A 14,965-nucleotide genomic window follows, 5' to 3' on the forward strand; every position below is an offset into this window, starting at 1 on the left:
CGGGCGCGGCCGCGCGGGGGCCGGCCCCGCCGCCCCCCCCCCCCCCCCCCCCCCCCCCCCCCCCCCCCCCCCCCCCCCCCCCCCCCCCCCCCCCCCCCCCCCCCCCCCCCACGACGTATTTGCCATGGACGGTTTGAAAGACACGGCCTAGCGGCGCGTCAGTAGCCGGAACTCGGTGCCGTCGGGGTCGGCCAACATCACCGCGCCCTGCCCGTCGGCGCCGACCACTGTGGCGCCGAGCGAGAGCAGACGGTCGACCTCGGCCTGCGGGTCGTCGCCGTCGTCGACGGCAAGGTCGAACGTCACCCGGTCCCGGTCCCCCTTCGGCATCAACGGTGGGCCACCCCAGGCGATCTTCGGGCCGCCCAGCGGTGACTGGATGGCGGTCTCCTCGTCCTGGTCCCAGACCAGCGGCCACCCGAGCGCCGCGCTCCAGAAGTAGCCGACGGCCCGCGATCCGTCGCAGGAGACATCACCGAGGAAACCGCAGCCGGCGAGGAACGTGTTACCCGGACCGAGGACGCAGAACTCGTTGCCCTCGGGATCGGCGAGCACCACGTGGCTCTCGTGGGGAAGCTGGCCGACGTCGGTGTGCCGCGCGCCCAGCGCCAGCGCCCTGGCCACCGTTTGCCCTTGGTGTTCCGGCGAGTCGCTGGTCAACTCGAGGTGCGCCCGGTTCTGCAGGACCTTCGGCTCGGGGATCCGCGGAAACCGCAGCCGGAAACCGGTCTTGTCGTCGGGCAGCACGAGGACGCCGTCGCGGGGGTCGTCGACCAGTTCTCGACCCAGGATCTCGGACCAGAACCGCGCGACACGCAGAGGTTCGTTCGCACCGAAACACACCGCGAAGAGGTGGCTGGCCATCGCTGCGCTCATCTCCGATCCGGGGACGGGGCGGCCCGGACGGGCCGGAGTTTCGGAAGCCTACGGACGGGCCCGATCGTCCGCACCCGAGTTTTCGACGCGTTCGCCTCGGCCCTTGGGGGCGGTTGATCTAGACGAATAGGTCCTCACTCACGACGGGGCTGGGGCTGCGGCGACGGGCGCTGGTCATCCGCAGTGGCTGCCCGTGGGGGCGGATGTGCTGTTGAGCGGTATTCCTCAGAGGTATGAATATGACTCTCAGGTATACCGCTTACCACCGCATCCGCCCCCACGGAGGTGACCGGGGGTCACCGCCGGCCGCCGGCTGCGTACAGTTGGCGCGGAACTTCGTATCCCTGGTTCGAGAAATGCGTCGCAGATGGACTCGGGACCTCGCCGGAAGCGAGGAGAAGGTGGCGGCTTCAGTTTGTGCTGCCTACCGTACGGAGATCGACATGGACATCGGCCTCGGCCTGCCCATCAGCGCACCGGCCCGCCTGCTCGACTGGGCCACCGCCGCCGAAGCACACGACTTCGACAGCCTCGCCCTGCTGGACCGCCTCACGTTCGACAATCCCGAACCGCTGACCGCTCTGGCTGTCCTCGCCGGCGCCACGACGCGCATCCGCCTCCAGACGGAAGTCCTGCTGGGCCCGCTGCGCGAGACCGCCCTGCTGGCCAAGCAGGTCGCCACCCTGGACCGCATGTCCGCCGGCCGGTTCGTCCTCGGCATCGGCGTCGGCGGTCGCGACGACGACCACGTCGCCGCCGGCAGGCCGATCAGGCAACGCGGTCGGCTGCTCGACGGGCAACTCGCCGCCCTGCGCGAGATCTGGCGGGGCGAGCCGTACCGCGGCACGACGATCGGGCCCCGCCCCACCACGCTCGGGGGGCCACCGATGCTGATCGGAGGGTTCGCCGCGCCGGCACTGCGGCGCGTCGGGCGGTACGCCGACGGGTTCGTCTGCGCGGCGCCCCTGACCTGGGCCGGCCCCCTGGTCCGCACTGTGCAGGAGGGGTGGGAGGCGGCGGGCCGCCCCGGCCGGCCGCGCCTCGTGTGCCAGGTCAACGTCGCGGTCGGCTCGGCCGCCACGATCGACGAGGCGCGTGGTGCCATCACCGCCTACTACGCGTTCACCGGCAGGTCCGGTTGGGGTGAGCCGTTGAGCGACCCGACGCAGATCGCCGACACCGTGGCCGCGTACCGGGAGTTCGGCGCGGACGAACTCGTCCTGTACTGCTACGCCGCCGACCCCGGGCAGGTCGACATCCTCGCGGAGATCGTGCGCTAGGGCCGGGACACCGGGTCGGGGTCGCGGGCGAGGCAGCACGCGCTGCGTCGATACGGCGGCCCCGATCCTGGCCCGGCCGGTCGGTCAGTGGCGCTTGACGACGGTGACGAAGGCACGCCAGGCGGCCGGAGCGACGACCAGCACCGGGCCGCTCGGGTCCTTGCTGTCGCGGACGCCCACCAGGTCCGGCAGGTTGTCGGCGACCTCCACGCAGTCACCGGAGTTGCCGCTGCTGCGGGTGCTCTTGCGCCAGATCGCGCCGGTCAGGTCCATGCCTCTGCCGCCTCCGACATCACGCTGAGGGTCTGTCGATGCGACATCGCCTCGGCCCGTACCGATTCCCACGACTGCCGCAGCGATAGTACGTCGGTGGCGCGCTCGACGACGGTCCCCTGTAGAGGGTTGTCCAGGTAGGCCACGTCGTCCCCGTCGGCCGGCGTGGCGATCACGAAGGCCCCGTTCAGGCCGGGGTACGCGCCCACCTCGCGCGGGACGAGGTGCAGGTGCACCCGTGGCCGCCGGCCGACCTCAAGAAGATGCCGCAATTGCTCCCGCATCACCGCCGGTCCGTCGACGTTGTGGCGGGTTAGTAGTGTCCAGAGCCTGACGTCGGCCAAGGGGACGGCGACGAGGAGGCCTGGTGGACACGGGGGCGCAGGATCCGGTTGTCACCGCTCTGTCCAGCCTGGTGTCGGCCGGTGTCATCCGTCGGCAGCTGACCCGTGAGTCAGGCCGGCGACTGCGGTGGGTGGAGGCGGGCAGTGCCGGGCCAGCCGTCGTCCTGATCTCCGGCGCCGGCGAAGTGGGGCTGGACTGGGCCGTCGTCCTGCCGGCGCTGGCCGAGAGGTCCCGCGTCATCGCCTACGACCGCGCCGGCCTGGGCGCCAGCGACCCCGTCTCGCGGTTGACACTGGATTCCCAGGTACGCGACCTCGTGGCACTTCTCGACAGCGTCGGTCCCGCCGTACTGGTCGGTCACAGTTGGGGCGGCCTGCTCGCCGAACTGGCCGCGCTCGCCCGGCCCGACCGCACCCGTGGCGTGGTCCTCGTCGACCCTTTCCACGAGGACACCACGGCTGAGGTGCCGCTGGCTCTCCGGGTCTCGTCGAGCGTCTTCCTCACTGCCCTTCCGCTACTCAAGGCGATCGGGCTCTTCAATCGGGTCGCCGCGAACATGGGCCGCGAACTCGCGCGACGCTGCACCGACGACCCCGGAACCCAGGCACTCGTCACCCAGGCGTACCTGGCCAGCTATGCCACGTACACGCAGGTCACGACCATCCGTGCGGAGAACCGCCTCGCCAACGCCTGCACCCCGCAGGTCCGTGCCGCGCGCGCGGCGTCGGCGGTGCCCGACGTGCCGATGCGGATCCTGACCGCGACCCGCGGCACGCCAGCCGCCCTGCGACAGCGCTCCCGCGACCTCGCCGACCGAACCGCCGCGCTCTTCCCACGCGGCGTCCACAGCGTGGTGCCCGACAGCGGCCACTACATCCACAAGGAACAACCCGCCGCCGTGGTGGACGCGGTCCTCGCCGTCCTCGCCGAGGCGGATGCGGAAACGCCGTAGCGGCTCCGCTCAGTGGCGCTGCGTCGCGGGCCGGGTGTACCACCGGGCCAGCCACGGGGTGAGCGCGACGAGGGCGACGGCGAGGGCGGTGATGACTGCCTGCCCGATCCGGCCCGGGGTGACGCCACCGGCGGGGTCGAGCACGTAGTTGGCGTACCCGTTCGCGGCGGCGTCCGTCACCAGCACGGCGCAGCCCAGCGCGAGCCCCGCCGGACGGCGAGCCGCCAGCAACAGCGCCGCCAGCGGATCCCACAGGGTCAGGGAGACGAAGTAGACCGCGAGCCACCCGGGCAGGGCCAGCGGCGGCCGGAGCCCGGGAACGAACACCTGAAGCACGTGCACGACGGTGCCGTAGGCGAAGACCAGGACGGCCGCCGACACCACCAGCCGGGCCCGCAGTGGAACGCCGCGCCACCGACCGGTGCTCATCCGTCAAGTCTGCCGCAGCGGCGCGTACGCCCCACGAGGGGCCGCCGCGGTCCCGCGCGCCAGCCGCCTCAGCCGGGGCTCGCCGACGAGCGACAACATGTCCGTCTTCTGCGGCGTCCAGCCCAACTCGACACGGGTCCGGGGGTCACGGCTGCGGCTGGAGGCACCCATGATGAGGGCGCCGAACTCCCCCCACACGGTCGCAGCCTCGGCTGGGGTGAGGCTGCGTGTGCCGCAGCCGAGGTCCCGGGCTACGGCCTCGGCGATCCAGCGGTTCGGCACCTCGCCGCCGGCCGCGTGGTAGACCGCCCCGGCCGAGCCCCGCCTCAATGCCAGCTCGTAGAGGCGAGCCACGTCGTCGATGTGGACGTTGGTGTACGTGTTGAGCCCCTCTCCGACGTAGCAGGCAGCGCCGGTGGCGGCCACCGACTGGTAGATCAGGGACACGTGGCCGTGGTCCCCGGACCCCCAGATGAGACCGGGTCGCACCACCATGGCGCGCACGTCGCGATCCGCCGCCCGCAGCACCATCTCCTCGGCGGCACGGCGGTGCGTGGCCAGCGGCTCGACGGTGAAGGGGTCGGTCTCCGCGTACGAGTCCGGGCTCCACGCGCCGCCCGTTCGCTGCAGGAAGACGCCGCTGCCGGAGGTGAACACAAGCGTCCTCCCACTGCCGGCCAGTGCCTCGACGAGCGCGCCCACGGCGGCCAGCTCGCCGGGCGGATCGAGCTGCGCGGCGTAGATCACCGCGTCCGCCCGAGCGGCTGCGGCGATCACCTCGTCGCGCCCCTCATCCAGATCACCCCGCCACGGCACGACCCCGGTGGCACTCAACCGCTCGGCGGCGGCCGGGGTACGGGCCAACCCGGTGACCCGGTGGTCGTGGGCCGTCAGGTGGCTGGCCACGCCGGCACCGACGAAGCCGGTCGCGCCTATGACGAACACGTCCATTGTCTACGCTCTCTGCTCGATGAAGACGTGGCCGGTTGCGGGCTCAGCCCGGTAGGGAGCTGCGCTCGCCGCCGTTGGCGAGCACGACGGTTCCGTTCACGTAGCTGCTGCGGTCGTCCACCAGGAACAGGACGACCTCGGCGATCTCGTCAGGCTCTCCCACCCGACCGCGGATGTTGACCTGCCCGAGCATCTCCACGTTCTCACCGAGCATCTGTTCGGTGCCGGCGGTGCGCACCGGGCCGGGTGAGACGCCGTTGACGCGGACGCCGCTGGCGCCGAACTCGGTGGCCCAGGAGCGGGTGAGGATCTCCACGGCGGCCTTGGAGGCGCCGTAGGCGCCACCGATGGGCGCGGCCAGGGTGGCGGCGGTCGACGTGATGTTGACGATGGCGCCGTGACCGCGCTTCGCCATGCCGGGCGCCAACGCACCCACCAGGAGGAACGGTGCCCGTGTGTTGATCGCGACGTGCCGGTCGAAGCTCTCCGCGCTGGTGTCCGGCGTGCTGGTGAAGTCGTAGATCCCGGCGTTGTTCACCAGGATGTCCACCTCACCGGCGGTGGCGGCCAGCCCGATGACCTGCTCGGCGTCGGTGAGATCGGCGGCCACGAAGCGCGCCCGGCCACCCCGTTGGGCGATCTCGGCCACCAGGTCGGCGCCCCGGCGCGGGTCCCGCCCGTGCACGACGACCTCGGCGCCGCGATCGGCAAGTTTGAGGGCGACGGCGCGGCCGATGCCGGCGGTGGCGCCGGTCACCAGGGCGGTACGCCCGGAGAGATCAGTGCTGACAGTCATCAGGTCCTTCTTTCTGGGTTGGTCAGCCCATTTCTAACACCGCTTTCTGGGTTGCACAACCCAGTCGGTTAGACTGGATTTCGTGACAGAGAGCACGGCCCGGCCGCAGCGGCTGACGCGCAAGGGACAGGCGACCCGCGAGCGGATCGTGCAGGCGGCCACCGACCTCATCGCCGCGCACGGTGTCGCCGGGACCAGCACCGAGGACGTCCGTAAGGCGGCCGGCGTGAGCGGCTCGCAGCTCTACCACTACTTCGACAGCAAGCAGGCCCTGATTCGGGCGGTCATCACCCGCCAGGCCGACGCCGCACCGATACCCGGCCAGCCGATGATGGGCCTGCTCGACAGCTTCGACGCCCTCCGCGCCTGGGCGGACGCGGCCATCGAACGGCAGGAGCAGAACGGGGGACGCGGTGAGTGCACCCTCGGCTCACTGGCCGCGGAACTCAGCGCCGACGAGGAGTCACGCGAGGACCTCAACCAGGGCTTCCTGCGGTGGCAGGCCCTGCTGTACGACGGCCTGCGCGCGATGCGGGACCGGGGCGACCTGCGCGCCGACGCCGACCTCGACGAGCTGGCCCTGGTGCTGCTGACGGCGTTGCAGGGCGGGACGCTCCTGGGCCAGACGATGCGCAACACCCGTCCGGTGCGCGCGTCGATGAACGCGGCCCTGGCCTACATCCGCTCGTTCACCCCGGTGCCGTAGTTCGCTGTAGCGAAGCTGGCTTGTCAGAGCGGCTCGGGAAGCGCCTGCTCCATCGGCATCGGCACCTGGAGGTAGGTGACGCCGCGCATGTCCAGCCAGGCCCGGTCCGGTGCGCGGACCAGGCGCACCATCACCGACTCGCAGGACGGGCAGCGCGCGACCATGCCCGGGGCGTGCGAGTAGACGTGCAGGCTGGCCATCGAGCCGGTCGTCCCGCAGTTCTCGCAGCGGCCCATCGCGGTGCTCAGGTCGACGGCGAACAGCTCGCGCATCGGGCCGTCGAGCATGTTGCCGTCCAGGTACGACATCTCGGTCATCGGGGTCTCCTCGACGTTGCGGTCGGCGGGCGGGCTCTCAGCCGGTGGGGCCGAAGCGTTCGGTCTTGATCCGCCGCGACGGGTGGCCCAGCCCGACCAGCAGATCGGCCACGGCCTCCACGAACCCGGTCGGGCCGCACACGTAGGTGAGCGGTTCCAGGTCCGGCGGCCAGCCGTGGGTGTTCACGTCGGCCAGGCCGATCCGGTGCGGCTCGCCGCGCCAGCCGTCGGGCGCCTCGCGGGTGTAGACGTACGCCACATCGAGGCCGAAGTCGTCGCGGACCCGGCGGCGCAGCTCGTCGGCGTAGATCACGTCCTCTGCGGTGCGCACCGAGTAGATCAGCCGGAACGGCACCTTGCTGCCGATCGCCCGCCGCGCCCGGATCATCGCCATCAGCGGCACGATGCCGGAGCCGCCCGCGACCAGCTGCACCGGCGCGGTGTCCTCCGATCGCCAGATGAACCAGCCGCCGAGCGGTCCGCGGACCTCCACCGGGTCGCCGGGACCGAAGACATCGATGAGGTACGGCGACACCTCGCCGTCGGGCACCCGCTGGACGGTCACCTCGATGCGCGGGCCGCCGGGGCCGTCCACGACCGGCCCGGCGATCGAGTACGACCGGGCGGCCTGGTAGCCGTCCGGCGCGGTCAACCGGATGTCGACGTGCTGCCCGGGAAGGTGCCCCGGCCAGTCCGGCACCTCCAGGACCAGCGTCTCCGCCGTCGCCGTCTCGACCCGGCGCTCCACCAGCCGCGCCACCTGCCACCTGATCGGCGCGCGGGCCGGGGTGCCCGTCGCCACGGCCCGCTCAGTCACCCTGGTACCGCTGTTCGCGCCACGGGTCGCCGTAGTCGTGGTAACCAGCGGTCTCCCAGAAACCCGGCTCGTCCATCGTCTTGAGTCGGATGCCACGCACCCACTTGGCGGACTTCCAGAAGTACAGGTGCGGCACCAGCAGCCGCGCCGGCCCGCCGTGCTCGGCCGGCAGCGGCGCGCCGTCGAAGGTGTGCGCCACCCAGGCCCGGCCGCCGCGCAGGTCGTCCAGCGGCAGGTTGGTGGTGTACCCGCCGTACGAGTGGGCGAGCGCGAAGTGCGCGCTGGTGTCCACGCCGTCGAGCAGGGTGTCCAGGGAGACGCCCTGCCAGGTGGTGCCGAGCTTCGACCAGTGGGTGACGCAGTGGATGTCGACCATCGCGGTCTCCTGCGGAAGCGCCATCAGCTCCTGCCACGACCACCGGTACTCGGTGCCGTTCTCGGCGGCGATGACGAACTCCCAGGTGTCCAGGGAGACCCGGGGTGTCGGGCCGGCCGACAGCACCGGAAAGTCCTCGGTCAGGTACTGACCGGGTGGCAGGGCCGGCTCCTGTGAGCGGGGCCGGCCCTGAAAGCCCGGTGACACGATTCCCATTGCACAGTCGTACCACCCGGGCCGGGCGGGGCGGGAGCTTTCACGCGTACGCCCTCGTCGACCCGGCGCGGCGCGGTCAGTGCCGCTCCGTGACGACCTCGCGCTGCTCGGGCGTGCCGCCCCGGGTGGCGCGCAGGCTGGTCAGGGTCACCACCGCCAGCACACCGATGATCACGCCGAGGGAGGCCAGGGTGGGGATCTGCGGCACGCTCTCCCAGATGCCGTGCGCCCAGTGCAGACCCAGCTTGAGCCCGATGAACGCCAGGATGATCGCCAGGCCGTAGCTGAGGTGCACCAGCCGGCTCAGCGCCGCGTGCAGGACGAAGTAGAGCGCCCGCAGGCCGAGCAGGGCGAACGCGTTGGTGGCGAAGACCAGGTACGGGTCCTCGGTGATGCCGTACACCGCCGGCACCGAGTCGACGGCGAAGACCACGTCGGTGGCCAGCACCGCCACCACCACCAGGGCGAACGGCGTGAGTGCCCGCTTCGCGCCCTGCCGCACGGTCATCCGGGCGCCGTGGTACTCGTCGACCACCGGCATGATCTTGCGCAGCAGCTTCACCGAGCGCATCTTGTTGATGTCGACTTCCTGCTGATGCCCGGAGAGGGCGTCGCGCAGCAGCTTCACCGCGGTGGCGATGAGGATGATCGCGAAGAGCAGGAACGCGAAGTCGAGGGTCTGCAGGGCCGCCGCGCCCAGGGCGATGAAGACCGCCCGCAGCACCAGAGCGCCGGCGATGCCGTAGAGCAGCACCCGCTGGGCGAGCACGGCCGGCACCGCGAACGCGGCCAGCAGCAGCATGAAGACGAAGAGGTTGTCGACCGAGAGGGACTTCTCGACGAGGTAACCGGTCAGGTACTGCACGCCCTGCTCGGAGCCGTAGCGGGACCACACCCAGCCGCCGAACGCGAGCGGCAGCGCGACGTAGAACGCCGACCAACCGATCGCCTCCCGCATGGACACCTCGTGCGGCTTGCGCGTCACCAGGAAGTCCAGCACCAGCAGGAGCACCACGCCAGCGATGGTCAGCGCCCAGAGCGTGGGCGTACCCACAGACGACAGATCACTCGCTGCGGCCAGGTATGACAATTCGGTCATGGGGTCTCCTCGAACACCGTGTCATGTTCGAGGTCTCCTTCACCCATCGGAGATGGGCAACCACCCGAGGCACGCCGGGCGTGCCGTACTGACCGGAATGGTTCGTGGGAAGTACTCCCCTCGCACGACAAGGTTAGGCCAGGGCCGACCGACACGCCAAGCCGGACGTCGATGGTTGCCCTGGCCAACCGCTGTGCGCCCCCGGTCGGAGGTGTCACCGTCAGGCGCGGCGCAGCGTCGCACCCGGTGCCATCGCCTGCTCCACGAGGTCCCGGTAGTCGCGCGGCAACTGGGTAGCCACGTCGTCGAACTCCCCGCCGGTGATCGCCTCGCGCAGGGTGGTGAACACCGCCCGGACGGCGTCCCGCGCGGCCGGCTCCTCGACCCGCGCGCGCAGCGCGACGCGCGCCACGAACTCGGCCGCTCCGAACCGGTCCGCCTGCTCGGTGCTCGGGCTGGGCTTGAGCACCAGTTGCAGCGGTTGCGGAAGCTGCGCGGCCAGGTCCAGCACCTCACCGCCGGTCAGCCGCTCGGCGAACGTCTCCAGCACGGCCCGGGTCAGCTCGACCGCCTGCTCGGACGACGTCCGGGTGCGCTGGGAAACCTGGTCGACGAAGGTGTCGTATTGCATCGCGTACTCCCTCGGGCTTGTCGGCGCCGCCTGCGGGTACCCGCGGCGCCGTGGTGGAAACGGCGCCGGACTTCCTGCGGAAACCCGGGCGATTTCCTCCGCCGACCCGGGCGTGACGAGGCGGCGGGCGGGTAACCGCCGCCGGTCGTGACCACATCGATGCCCCGAGGGAGCCCCAGACATGGCGAGCTACGCGGACGTCCTGCAGTACCTGTCGAGCCTGGACTACCCGGCCGAGAAGAACGACGTGGTCCGCGAGGCTGAACGCGAGGGCGCCCCGCCGGACGTGCTCAAGGCGTTGCGCGCCCTGCCGCCCGTCGACTACGCCAACGGCAACGAAGTGGCCCGGTCCGCCGGCATCGAGGCCGCCCCCGAGGTGAGCCCTTCGCAACGCGCCGCGCAGGCCCGGGACAAGAAGCACAATCGGGTGTCGCAGCATCTGCGCGGCATCTGACCCGGCGGTGGTGGCGTCCGCCGGAGCGCGCAGGCGGCGCGGATGACCGCCACCGGTCCACTGTCGCGCCCCCCGGACGGGCACACCCCGGCGGCGACGCAACTCGTCGTCGTGGCGGTGGTCGGCGTCATCGTCGGCGGCGTCTTCGCTCTGACGCTGTCGCCGTCGCTCGCCCCACTGGCCGGCTGGGACGCAGCCGCGCTGAGCTGGCTGGTGCTGGTGTGGCGCAAACTCTGGCCGATGGACGCGACCCGCACCGCCCGACTCGCCGTGCACGAGGACCCCAACCGGGCCACCCGGGACGTGGTGCTGCTGATCGCCTGCCTCGCCAGCCTGCTGGCCGTCGGACTCGTCGTGGCCAGCGCCCACGCGGCGCCACCCGGCGCACGCCGCGACCTGTACGGCGGGCTCGGCGTCCTCAGCGTGCTGCTGTCCTGGCTGGTCGTGCACACCGTGTTCGCGGCCCGGTACGCCCGGATCTACTACACCGGCCCCGACGGAGGGGTGAACTTCAACCAGAGCGAACCGCCCCGGTACTCGGACTTCGCGTACGTGGCGTTCACCATCGGGACGACGTTCCAGGTCTCCGACACCAACCTGACCAGCAACGAGATGCGTCGCACGGTGCTGCGGCACTCGATGGTGTCGTACCTGTTCGGCGCGTTCATCATCGCCGTCACGGTGAACCTGCTGGCGGGGCTGGCCCGCTGAGCGCTCGTGCCCGGCTGCGTCACGGGGGGGCCTCGTGCCCGGCTGCGTCACGGGCGGCGGCTCGCCGGGACAGGCGGGCGCCCCTTGGCCGCGAACCGCGACCGGGGGCGCCACGCAAACCTGCCCAGGCGGTGAACCACGTCCGAACCGGTCGCGGTCACCAGGCGGTGGAGGCCCGCTCGAACCGAGCGGCCAGCACTGCCGGGTACAACCATACGACAGACCATCCCCCGTATGGTCAGTTTTTGCCGAAGTGTGGGCCAGGGCACGTCAGGGACGGCGGGTCAGCTCCGCGTACCGGTGCTCCAGATCGACCCGGGCCAGCGCCCCCACCAGCCACGCCAGCCGCTCCGACTCGCCGCTGGCCAAGCCGGCCAGGTCATCCGCCGAGCGGCCCAGCCCGAGCCGGCGGGCCGCCGCCAGCGCCCGCCGGTCCGCCACCGGGGCCACCTCCCGCCACAGCGCCTGCGCCTCGCGCAGAAACAGGTCGGCGACCTGGTCGTCCACCCCGGGCAGGTCGGCGAGGAGCGCACGCTCGGCAGCCGGCTCGTGGTGCGCGACCGCGCGCAACCGGCGCAGGTCGCCCCGGTACCGCTCGACGATCGTCCGGGCCAGATCGCCCAGCACGTCGGCCAACGCGTCGACGTCACCGCGCTGACCGCTGTCGCGCAGCACCCGCACCCGGTCTTGATGCAGCGACCGGGCCAGCCGGGCGGCGCTTTCCCACCCCTCGTCGCGCAGCGCCCGCGCGCCGTCCAACGCCCGACGGAAGTCACCCCGGCGGGCGAGCAGTACCGCGAGGTAGAGCACCTGGAACAGACTCGCCGGATTGTTGGTCACGCGGAAGCCGTACTGCTCGGCGAAGCCCCGTCCGCTGCCGGCCAGCCGGCGGGCCAGGCGCTTGCGGTCCTCCACGGGCGTGATCAGAGTGGTCGCCATGCCGGCGACTACCCACGCCACCGTCGGCCAACCGCCGACCCCAGCCGGCCCAGCCCGGCGCGTCTTGGCCCGGCGCGCTCATGGTCCGGCGCACGTTGGTGTCTCGGGCCGGTCAGCCGTGCAGGCCGCCGGTGCGGTCGCGGGCCTTGAGCCGGGTGGTGGGCAGGGCGGGCGCTGGCAGCGGCGACGCCGCATCGTCGGCCACCACGCCGAAACGCCGGCCGGCCATCCAGTCCTCCCGAGCGGCGGCGACCTCCTCGTGCGAGCGGCCCACGAAGTTCCACCACATGACCAGCGGCTCCTCGAACGGCGTACCCCCCAGCAGCAACAGCCGGGCCCCCGCTCCGCCGCGTACGGTCACCTCGCGTCGACCGGAACCCAGGTAGAGCAACGCGCCTGGCTCGAAACCCACCCCGGCGGCCTCGGCGGAGCCGGACATCGCCAGCAGGGCGTACTCGAAATCGGGCCGCAACGGCAGCGCGGTCGGCGCCGCCCCGCCCAGCTCAAGCTGCACGCCCACCAGCGGGGTGTGCACCACCGCCGGGGATCGCTGGCCGGCGAACTCGCCGACCAGCAGGGTCGCGTCCACCTCGCCGTCCCGCCACCGTGGCAGGTCGGCGTGGTGGGCGAAGTCCGCGGCGCCGGCCCGCGCCGGGTCCGGCAGCGCCACCCAGAGCTGCACACCGTGCATGACCGGCGGGTGCGTGGCCGGCGACCGCTCCGAGTGGGCGATGCCGTGCCCGGAGGTCATCACGTTCAACTGGCCGGGCCGGATCGCCTGGACGTTGCCGAGGCTGTCCCGGTGAATGATCTCGCCGTCGAGCAGCCAGGTCACCGTCTGCAGGCCCGTGTGCGGGTGCGGTGGCACCTCCATGCCGGGCCGCTGCGCCACGTCGTCCGGGCCAAAATGGTCCACGAAGCACCACGCGCCGACCATCCGCCGAGGCCGCTGCGGCAACAACCGCCGGACGGTCGTGTACCGCCCCAGCGGCACATCGTGGCCCGGCAGCAGGACGCTGCCGGGATCGACCTCGGCCACGCCGGGCGGTCGGGTCTGTGCCAGCATCGATTCGGTACGCTCCACCGCCCGACTGTACGCTCGCGCCCTCCCCGGGCTGCGGCGCTTCCCACCAGGGGTGACCGCCGACCCAGCACGTCACGGGTGGGCCGGTCGGCGTCCCACCCGACCGCCCAGCGTCCGCTGCCCGACGGCCCTCGGCCAGCACCCGAGGTCGCCGGCTCGACGCCCGACGAAACTGGTCGGCGTCCGAGTCGTGGGCCGGTCACCGAGACTCGGTCACCGTCACGGTGCCGGCGCCTGCCACCAGGTCAAGGAAGAGTCGGTTAGTTGAGCGGTCCCACCCCGGCGTACTCAGCAGGGCACCAGCGGCGACCCCGGCCCAACGCTCGTCGCGGACCGCGACCGAACCGGCCCCCGCTCCCACCCGCACCCGCACCCGCACCGGTGGTGTGCCCGGCACCCGGATGTCGAACTGGTTGACTCCACCGGTCAGCCGCACGGTCGTCGTGCCGCCGTTCACGGGCGGCAGGATCAGGTTGGTGCGGGCGGAGCCGCCGACGAGGTCCAGGCCCAGAAGTCGTGCCTGCGCCAGGTCGAGGACCTGTTCGCTCACCCCGCCCTCCAGGCGCAGACCCCAGGCGACCCGCTCGCTGAGCAGCACCCGCGCGGCCCGCTTCTCGGACCTGCCGGTGGCCACCACGCCGAGCCGGACGGTTTCACCCTGCACCACGGGACGGACGGCCACACCGGAGCCGGGCGGGCTGCTGATCCGGTAGAGGTCCTCGCCCAGGTCGGCCACCCGAAGGTCGAACGAGGACAACCCGTCCGCCAGTACGAAGGTGGCCTTCTGCCGCCCTGCGAGGGGCGTCGTCATCGTCTGCTCGGCGGCCGCAGCCGCACCCGGCCGGGCGACGTCGGGCCGGGCGACGTCGGGCCGGGCGACGTCCGGGGGGACGCCGTCGGACCGGGCGATGTCGGGCCGGGCGACGTTCGGGGGGACGCCGTCGGGTGCGCCGGAGTATGCCTGGCCGAGGCGGTAGGGGTCGGCGACGATGACCACCACCGCCGCGGCGCCGAGAACCAGCATTACCGCCGCGGCGGCCACCAGCAGCCGAGCACCGACCGACCAGCGCCCCGGTGTCGCTTCGGCACTCACTGGCCCGGGCTCCGCCTCCGACCGGTGCCCTGCATAGGAGCCGGGCCGGGCTGAGCCGCCGGAGCCGCCCGCGCGCTCCGGCTGATCTGCGGCCGGGCGCTCCACCGCCGGGTGGGTTCGTTGCTGCCCCGGTTCGTGTTCTGCCTGGTGCTCGGTGCCGTCACCCACTGCGGCCATGCCTCTGCCCTTCCGCCGGTCCCCGCCGGGAGGTACGTACCCGCCGGCTGATCGGATCACTCCGCGCCGACCACACCACTCCGCTACGTCGCGTCAGTGAATCTTGGACAGTTTCCGTTTGGGCCGAACGGAAACTGTCCAAGATTCACCGTCACGCGGGCCGACGACGCCGGTCAGCCAAGCTACGCCCGAGGATGTGCGGGTCGGCCGGTCACTCGGCGGAGCTGGGTATGCCTCTAGCCGGCACCCGGCTCGGCGTGGTGGCCAGGTCAGTGAGCGATGGCCGGGTGTGCCGCTGGCCGACATCCAACTCGGGGTGACGGCCAGGTCAATGAGCGGGGGTTGGGTATGCCGATGGCCGGCACCCGTTCTCGGGTGCCGGCCATCGGTCGGTTCGTGCGGTGGGTCAGCTGTTCCAGTGCTGGGCGACGAGGTCGGTGGCC

Annotated in this window: 19 protein-coding genes; 5 read left to right on the forward strand and 14 right to left on the reverse strand. The window is 72.2% G+C overall.

The genetic code is table 11. The features are described from left to right. Positions 1-147 precede the first annotated feature (147 nt). Positions 148-864 carry a VOC family protein gene (locus ACGGAQ_RS32325; protein WP_393056009.1) on the reverse strand — a complete coding sequence of 239 codons (717 nt, stop codon included), beginning with the start codon at positions 862-864 and terminating at the stop codon, positions 148-150. A gap of 455 nt (positions 865-1,319) precedes the next feature. Here ACGGAQ_RS32325 and ACGGAQ_RS32330 point away from each other — a divergent pair, with 455 nt between their 5' ends. Continuing rightward, positions 1,320-2,156: an LLM class flavin-dependent oxidoreductase gene (locus ACGGAQ_RS32330; protein WP_393055962.1), complete on the forward strand. Its 837-nt coding sequence runs from the start codon at positions 1,320-1,322 to the stop codon at positions 2,154-2,156. Between the two features lie 84 nt (positions 2,157-2,240). Here the strand turns inward: ACGGAQ_RS32330 and ACGGAQ_RS32335 are convergent, their stop codons facing one another. Both ACGGAQ_RS32335 and ACGGAQ_RS32340 read right to left on the reverse strand, forming a co-directional pair. Next, entirely contained in the window at positions 2,241-2,429 is a 189-nt protein-coding gene (locus ACGGAQ_RS32335) for a DUF397 domain-containing protein (RefSeq protein WP_393055965.1), read from the reverse strand. Further along, positions 2,420-2,773, reverse strand: coding sequence for a Scr1 family TA system antitoxin-like transcriptional regulator (locus tag ACGGAQ_RS32340; protein ID WP_393055968.1), 354 nt, complete (start codon positions 2,771-2,773; stop codon positions 2,420-2,422). The genes ACGGAQ_RS32335 and ACGGAQ_RS32340 overlap by 10 nt, the downstream gene beginning before the upstream one ends. A 23-nt stretch (positions 2,774-2,796) precedes the next feature. On the opposite strand from ACGGAQ_RS32340, the gene ACGGAQ_RS32345 reads away from it, so the two are divergent. Further along, positions 2,797-3,726, forward strand: a complete 930-nt coding sequence (locus ACGGAQ_RS32345) for an alpha/beta fold hydrolase (protein WP_393055971.1) — start codon at positions 2,797-2,799, stop codon at positions 3,724-3,726. Positions 3,727-3,735: 9 nt separating this feature from the next. On the opposite strand, the gene ACGGAQ_RS32350 is transcribed toward ACGGAQ_RS32345, so the two are convergent. From ACGGAQ_RS32350 to ACGGAQ_RS32360, 3 genes are read right to left on the reverse strand one after another with little or no spacing between them, the layout of a single operon-like run. Further along, positions 3,736-4,155 (reverse strand): hypothetical protein, encoded by a 420-nt coding sequence (locus ACGGAQ_RS32350; protein WP_393055974.1) that lies wholly within the window; start codon positions 4,153-4,155, stop codon positions 3,736-3,738. A gap of 3 nt (positions 4,156-4,158) precedes the next feature. Beyond that, positions 4,159-5,106, reverse strand: coding sequence for an NAD-dependent epimerase/dehydratase family protein (locus ACGGAQ_RS32355; RefSeq protein WP_393055977.1), 948 nt, complete (start codon positions 5,104-5,106; stop codon positions 4,159-4,161). A 43-nt stretch (positions 5,107-5,149) separates the two neighbouring features. Further along, positions 5,150-5,902: an SDR family NAD(P)-dependent oxidoreductase gene (locus ACGGAQ_RS32360; protein WP_393055980.1), complete on the reverse strand. Its 753-nt coding sequence runs from the start codon at positions 5,900-5,902 to the stop codon at positions 5,150-5,152. 82 nt (positions 5,903-5,984) lie between these two features. On the opposite strand from ACGGAQ_RS32360, the gene ACGGAQ_RS32365 reads away from it, so the two are divergent. Then, complete coding sequence (locus tag ACGGAQ_RS32365) at positions 5,985-6,608, forward strand: TetR/AcrR family transcriptional regulator (RefSeq protein WP_393055983.1); 624 nt, start codon at positions 5,985-5,987, stop codon at positions 6,606-6,608. Positions 6,609-6,631: 23 nt separating this feature from the next. Here the strand turns inward: ACGGAQ_RS32365 and ACGGAQ_RS32370 are convergent, their stop codons facing one another. From ACGGAQ_RS32370 to ACGGAQ_RS32390, 5 genes are all read right to left on the reverse strand, one after another. Continuing rightward, complete coding sequence (locus ACGGAQ_RS32370) at positions 6,632-6,925, reverse strand: DUF6510 family protein (RefSeq protein ID WP_393055986.1); 294 nt, start codon at positions 6,923-6,925, stop codon at positions 6,632-6,634. A 37-nt stretch (positions 6,926-6,962) separates the two neighbouring features. After that, a complete protein-coding gene (locus ACGGAQ_RS32375; protein WP_393056012.1) occupies positions 6,963-7,727 on the reverse strand; it encodes a ferredoxin reductase in 765 nt (254 codons plus the stop codon). 7 nt (positions 7,728-7,734) lie between these two features. Then, positions 7,735-8,334 carry a sulfite oxidase-like oxidoreductase gene (locus tag ACGGAQ_RS32380; RefSeq protein ID WP_355069132.1) on the reverse strand — a complete coding sequence of 200 codons (600 nt, stop codon included), beginning with the start codon at positions 8,332-8,334 and terminating at the stop codon, positions 7,735-7,737. A 76-nt stretch (positions 8,335-8,410) separates the two neighbouring features. Further along, a complete protein-coding gene (locus ACGGAQ_RS32385; RefSeq protein WP_393055990.1) occupies positions 8,411-9,433 on the reverse strand; it encodes a TerC/Alx family metal homeostasis membrane protein in 1,023 nt (340 codons plus the stop codon). 220 nt (positions 9,434-9,653) lie between these two features. Next, entirely contained in the window at positions 9,654-10,064 is a 411-nt protein-coding gene (locus ACGGAQ_RS32390; RefSeq protein ID WP_393055993.1) for a DUF2267 domain-containing protein, read from the reverse strand. A gap of 181 nt (positions 10,065-10,245) precedes the next feature. On the opposite strand from ACGGAQ_RS32390, the gene ACGGAQ_RS32395 reads away from it, so the two are divergent. Beyond that, on the forward strand, positions 10,246-10,518 hold the full coding sequence (locus ACGGAQ_RS32395) for a DUF2795 domain-containing protein (RefSeq protein WP_393055996.1): 273 nt from the start codon (positions 10,246-10,248) through the stop codon (positions 10,516-10,518). A 42-nt stretch (positions 10,519-10,560) separates the two neighbouring features. Beyond that, positions 10,561-11,229: a DUF1345 domain-containing protein gene (locus tag ACGGAQ_RS32400; RefSeq protein ID WP_393055998.1), complete on the forward strand. Its 669-nt coding sequence runs from the start codon at positions 10,561-10,563 to the stop codon at positions 11,227-11,229. Between the two features lie 270 nt (positions 11,230-11,499). On the opposite strand, the gene ACGGAQ_RS32405 is transcribed toward ACGGAQ_RS32400, so the two are convergent. The 3 genes from ACGGAQ_RS32405 to ACGGAQ_RS32415 form a co-directional block, all read right to left on the reverse strand. After that, complete coding sequence (locus ACGGAQ_RS32405; RefSeq protein ID WP_393056001.1) at positions 11,500-12,168, reverse strand: hypothetical protein; 669 nt, start codon at positions 12,166-12,168, stop codon at positions 11,500-11,502. 112 nt (positions 12,169-12,280) lie between these two features. Then, positions 12,281-13,252 carry a pirin family protein gene (locus ACGGAQ_RS32410; protein ID WP_393056004.1) on the reverse strand — a complete coding sequence of 324 codons (972 nt, stop codon included), beginning with the start codon at positions 13,250-13,252 and terminating at the stop codon, positions 12,281-12,283. 199 nt (positions 13,253-13,451) lie between these two features. Continuing rightward, complete coding sequence (locus ACGGAQ_RS32415) at positions 13,452-14,345, reverse strand: hypothetical protein (protein WP_393056006.1); 894 nt, start codon at positions 14,343-14,345, stop codon at positions 13,452-13,454. Positions 14,346-14,965 lie beyond the last annotated feature (620 nt).

The sequence above is a fragment of the Micromonospora sp. NPDC047557 genome, from assembly GCF_043205095.1.
Classification (GTDB): domain Bacteria; phylum Actinomycetota; class Actinomycetes; order Mycobacteriales; family Micromonosporaceae; genus Micromonospora.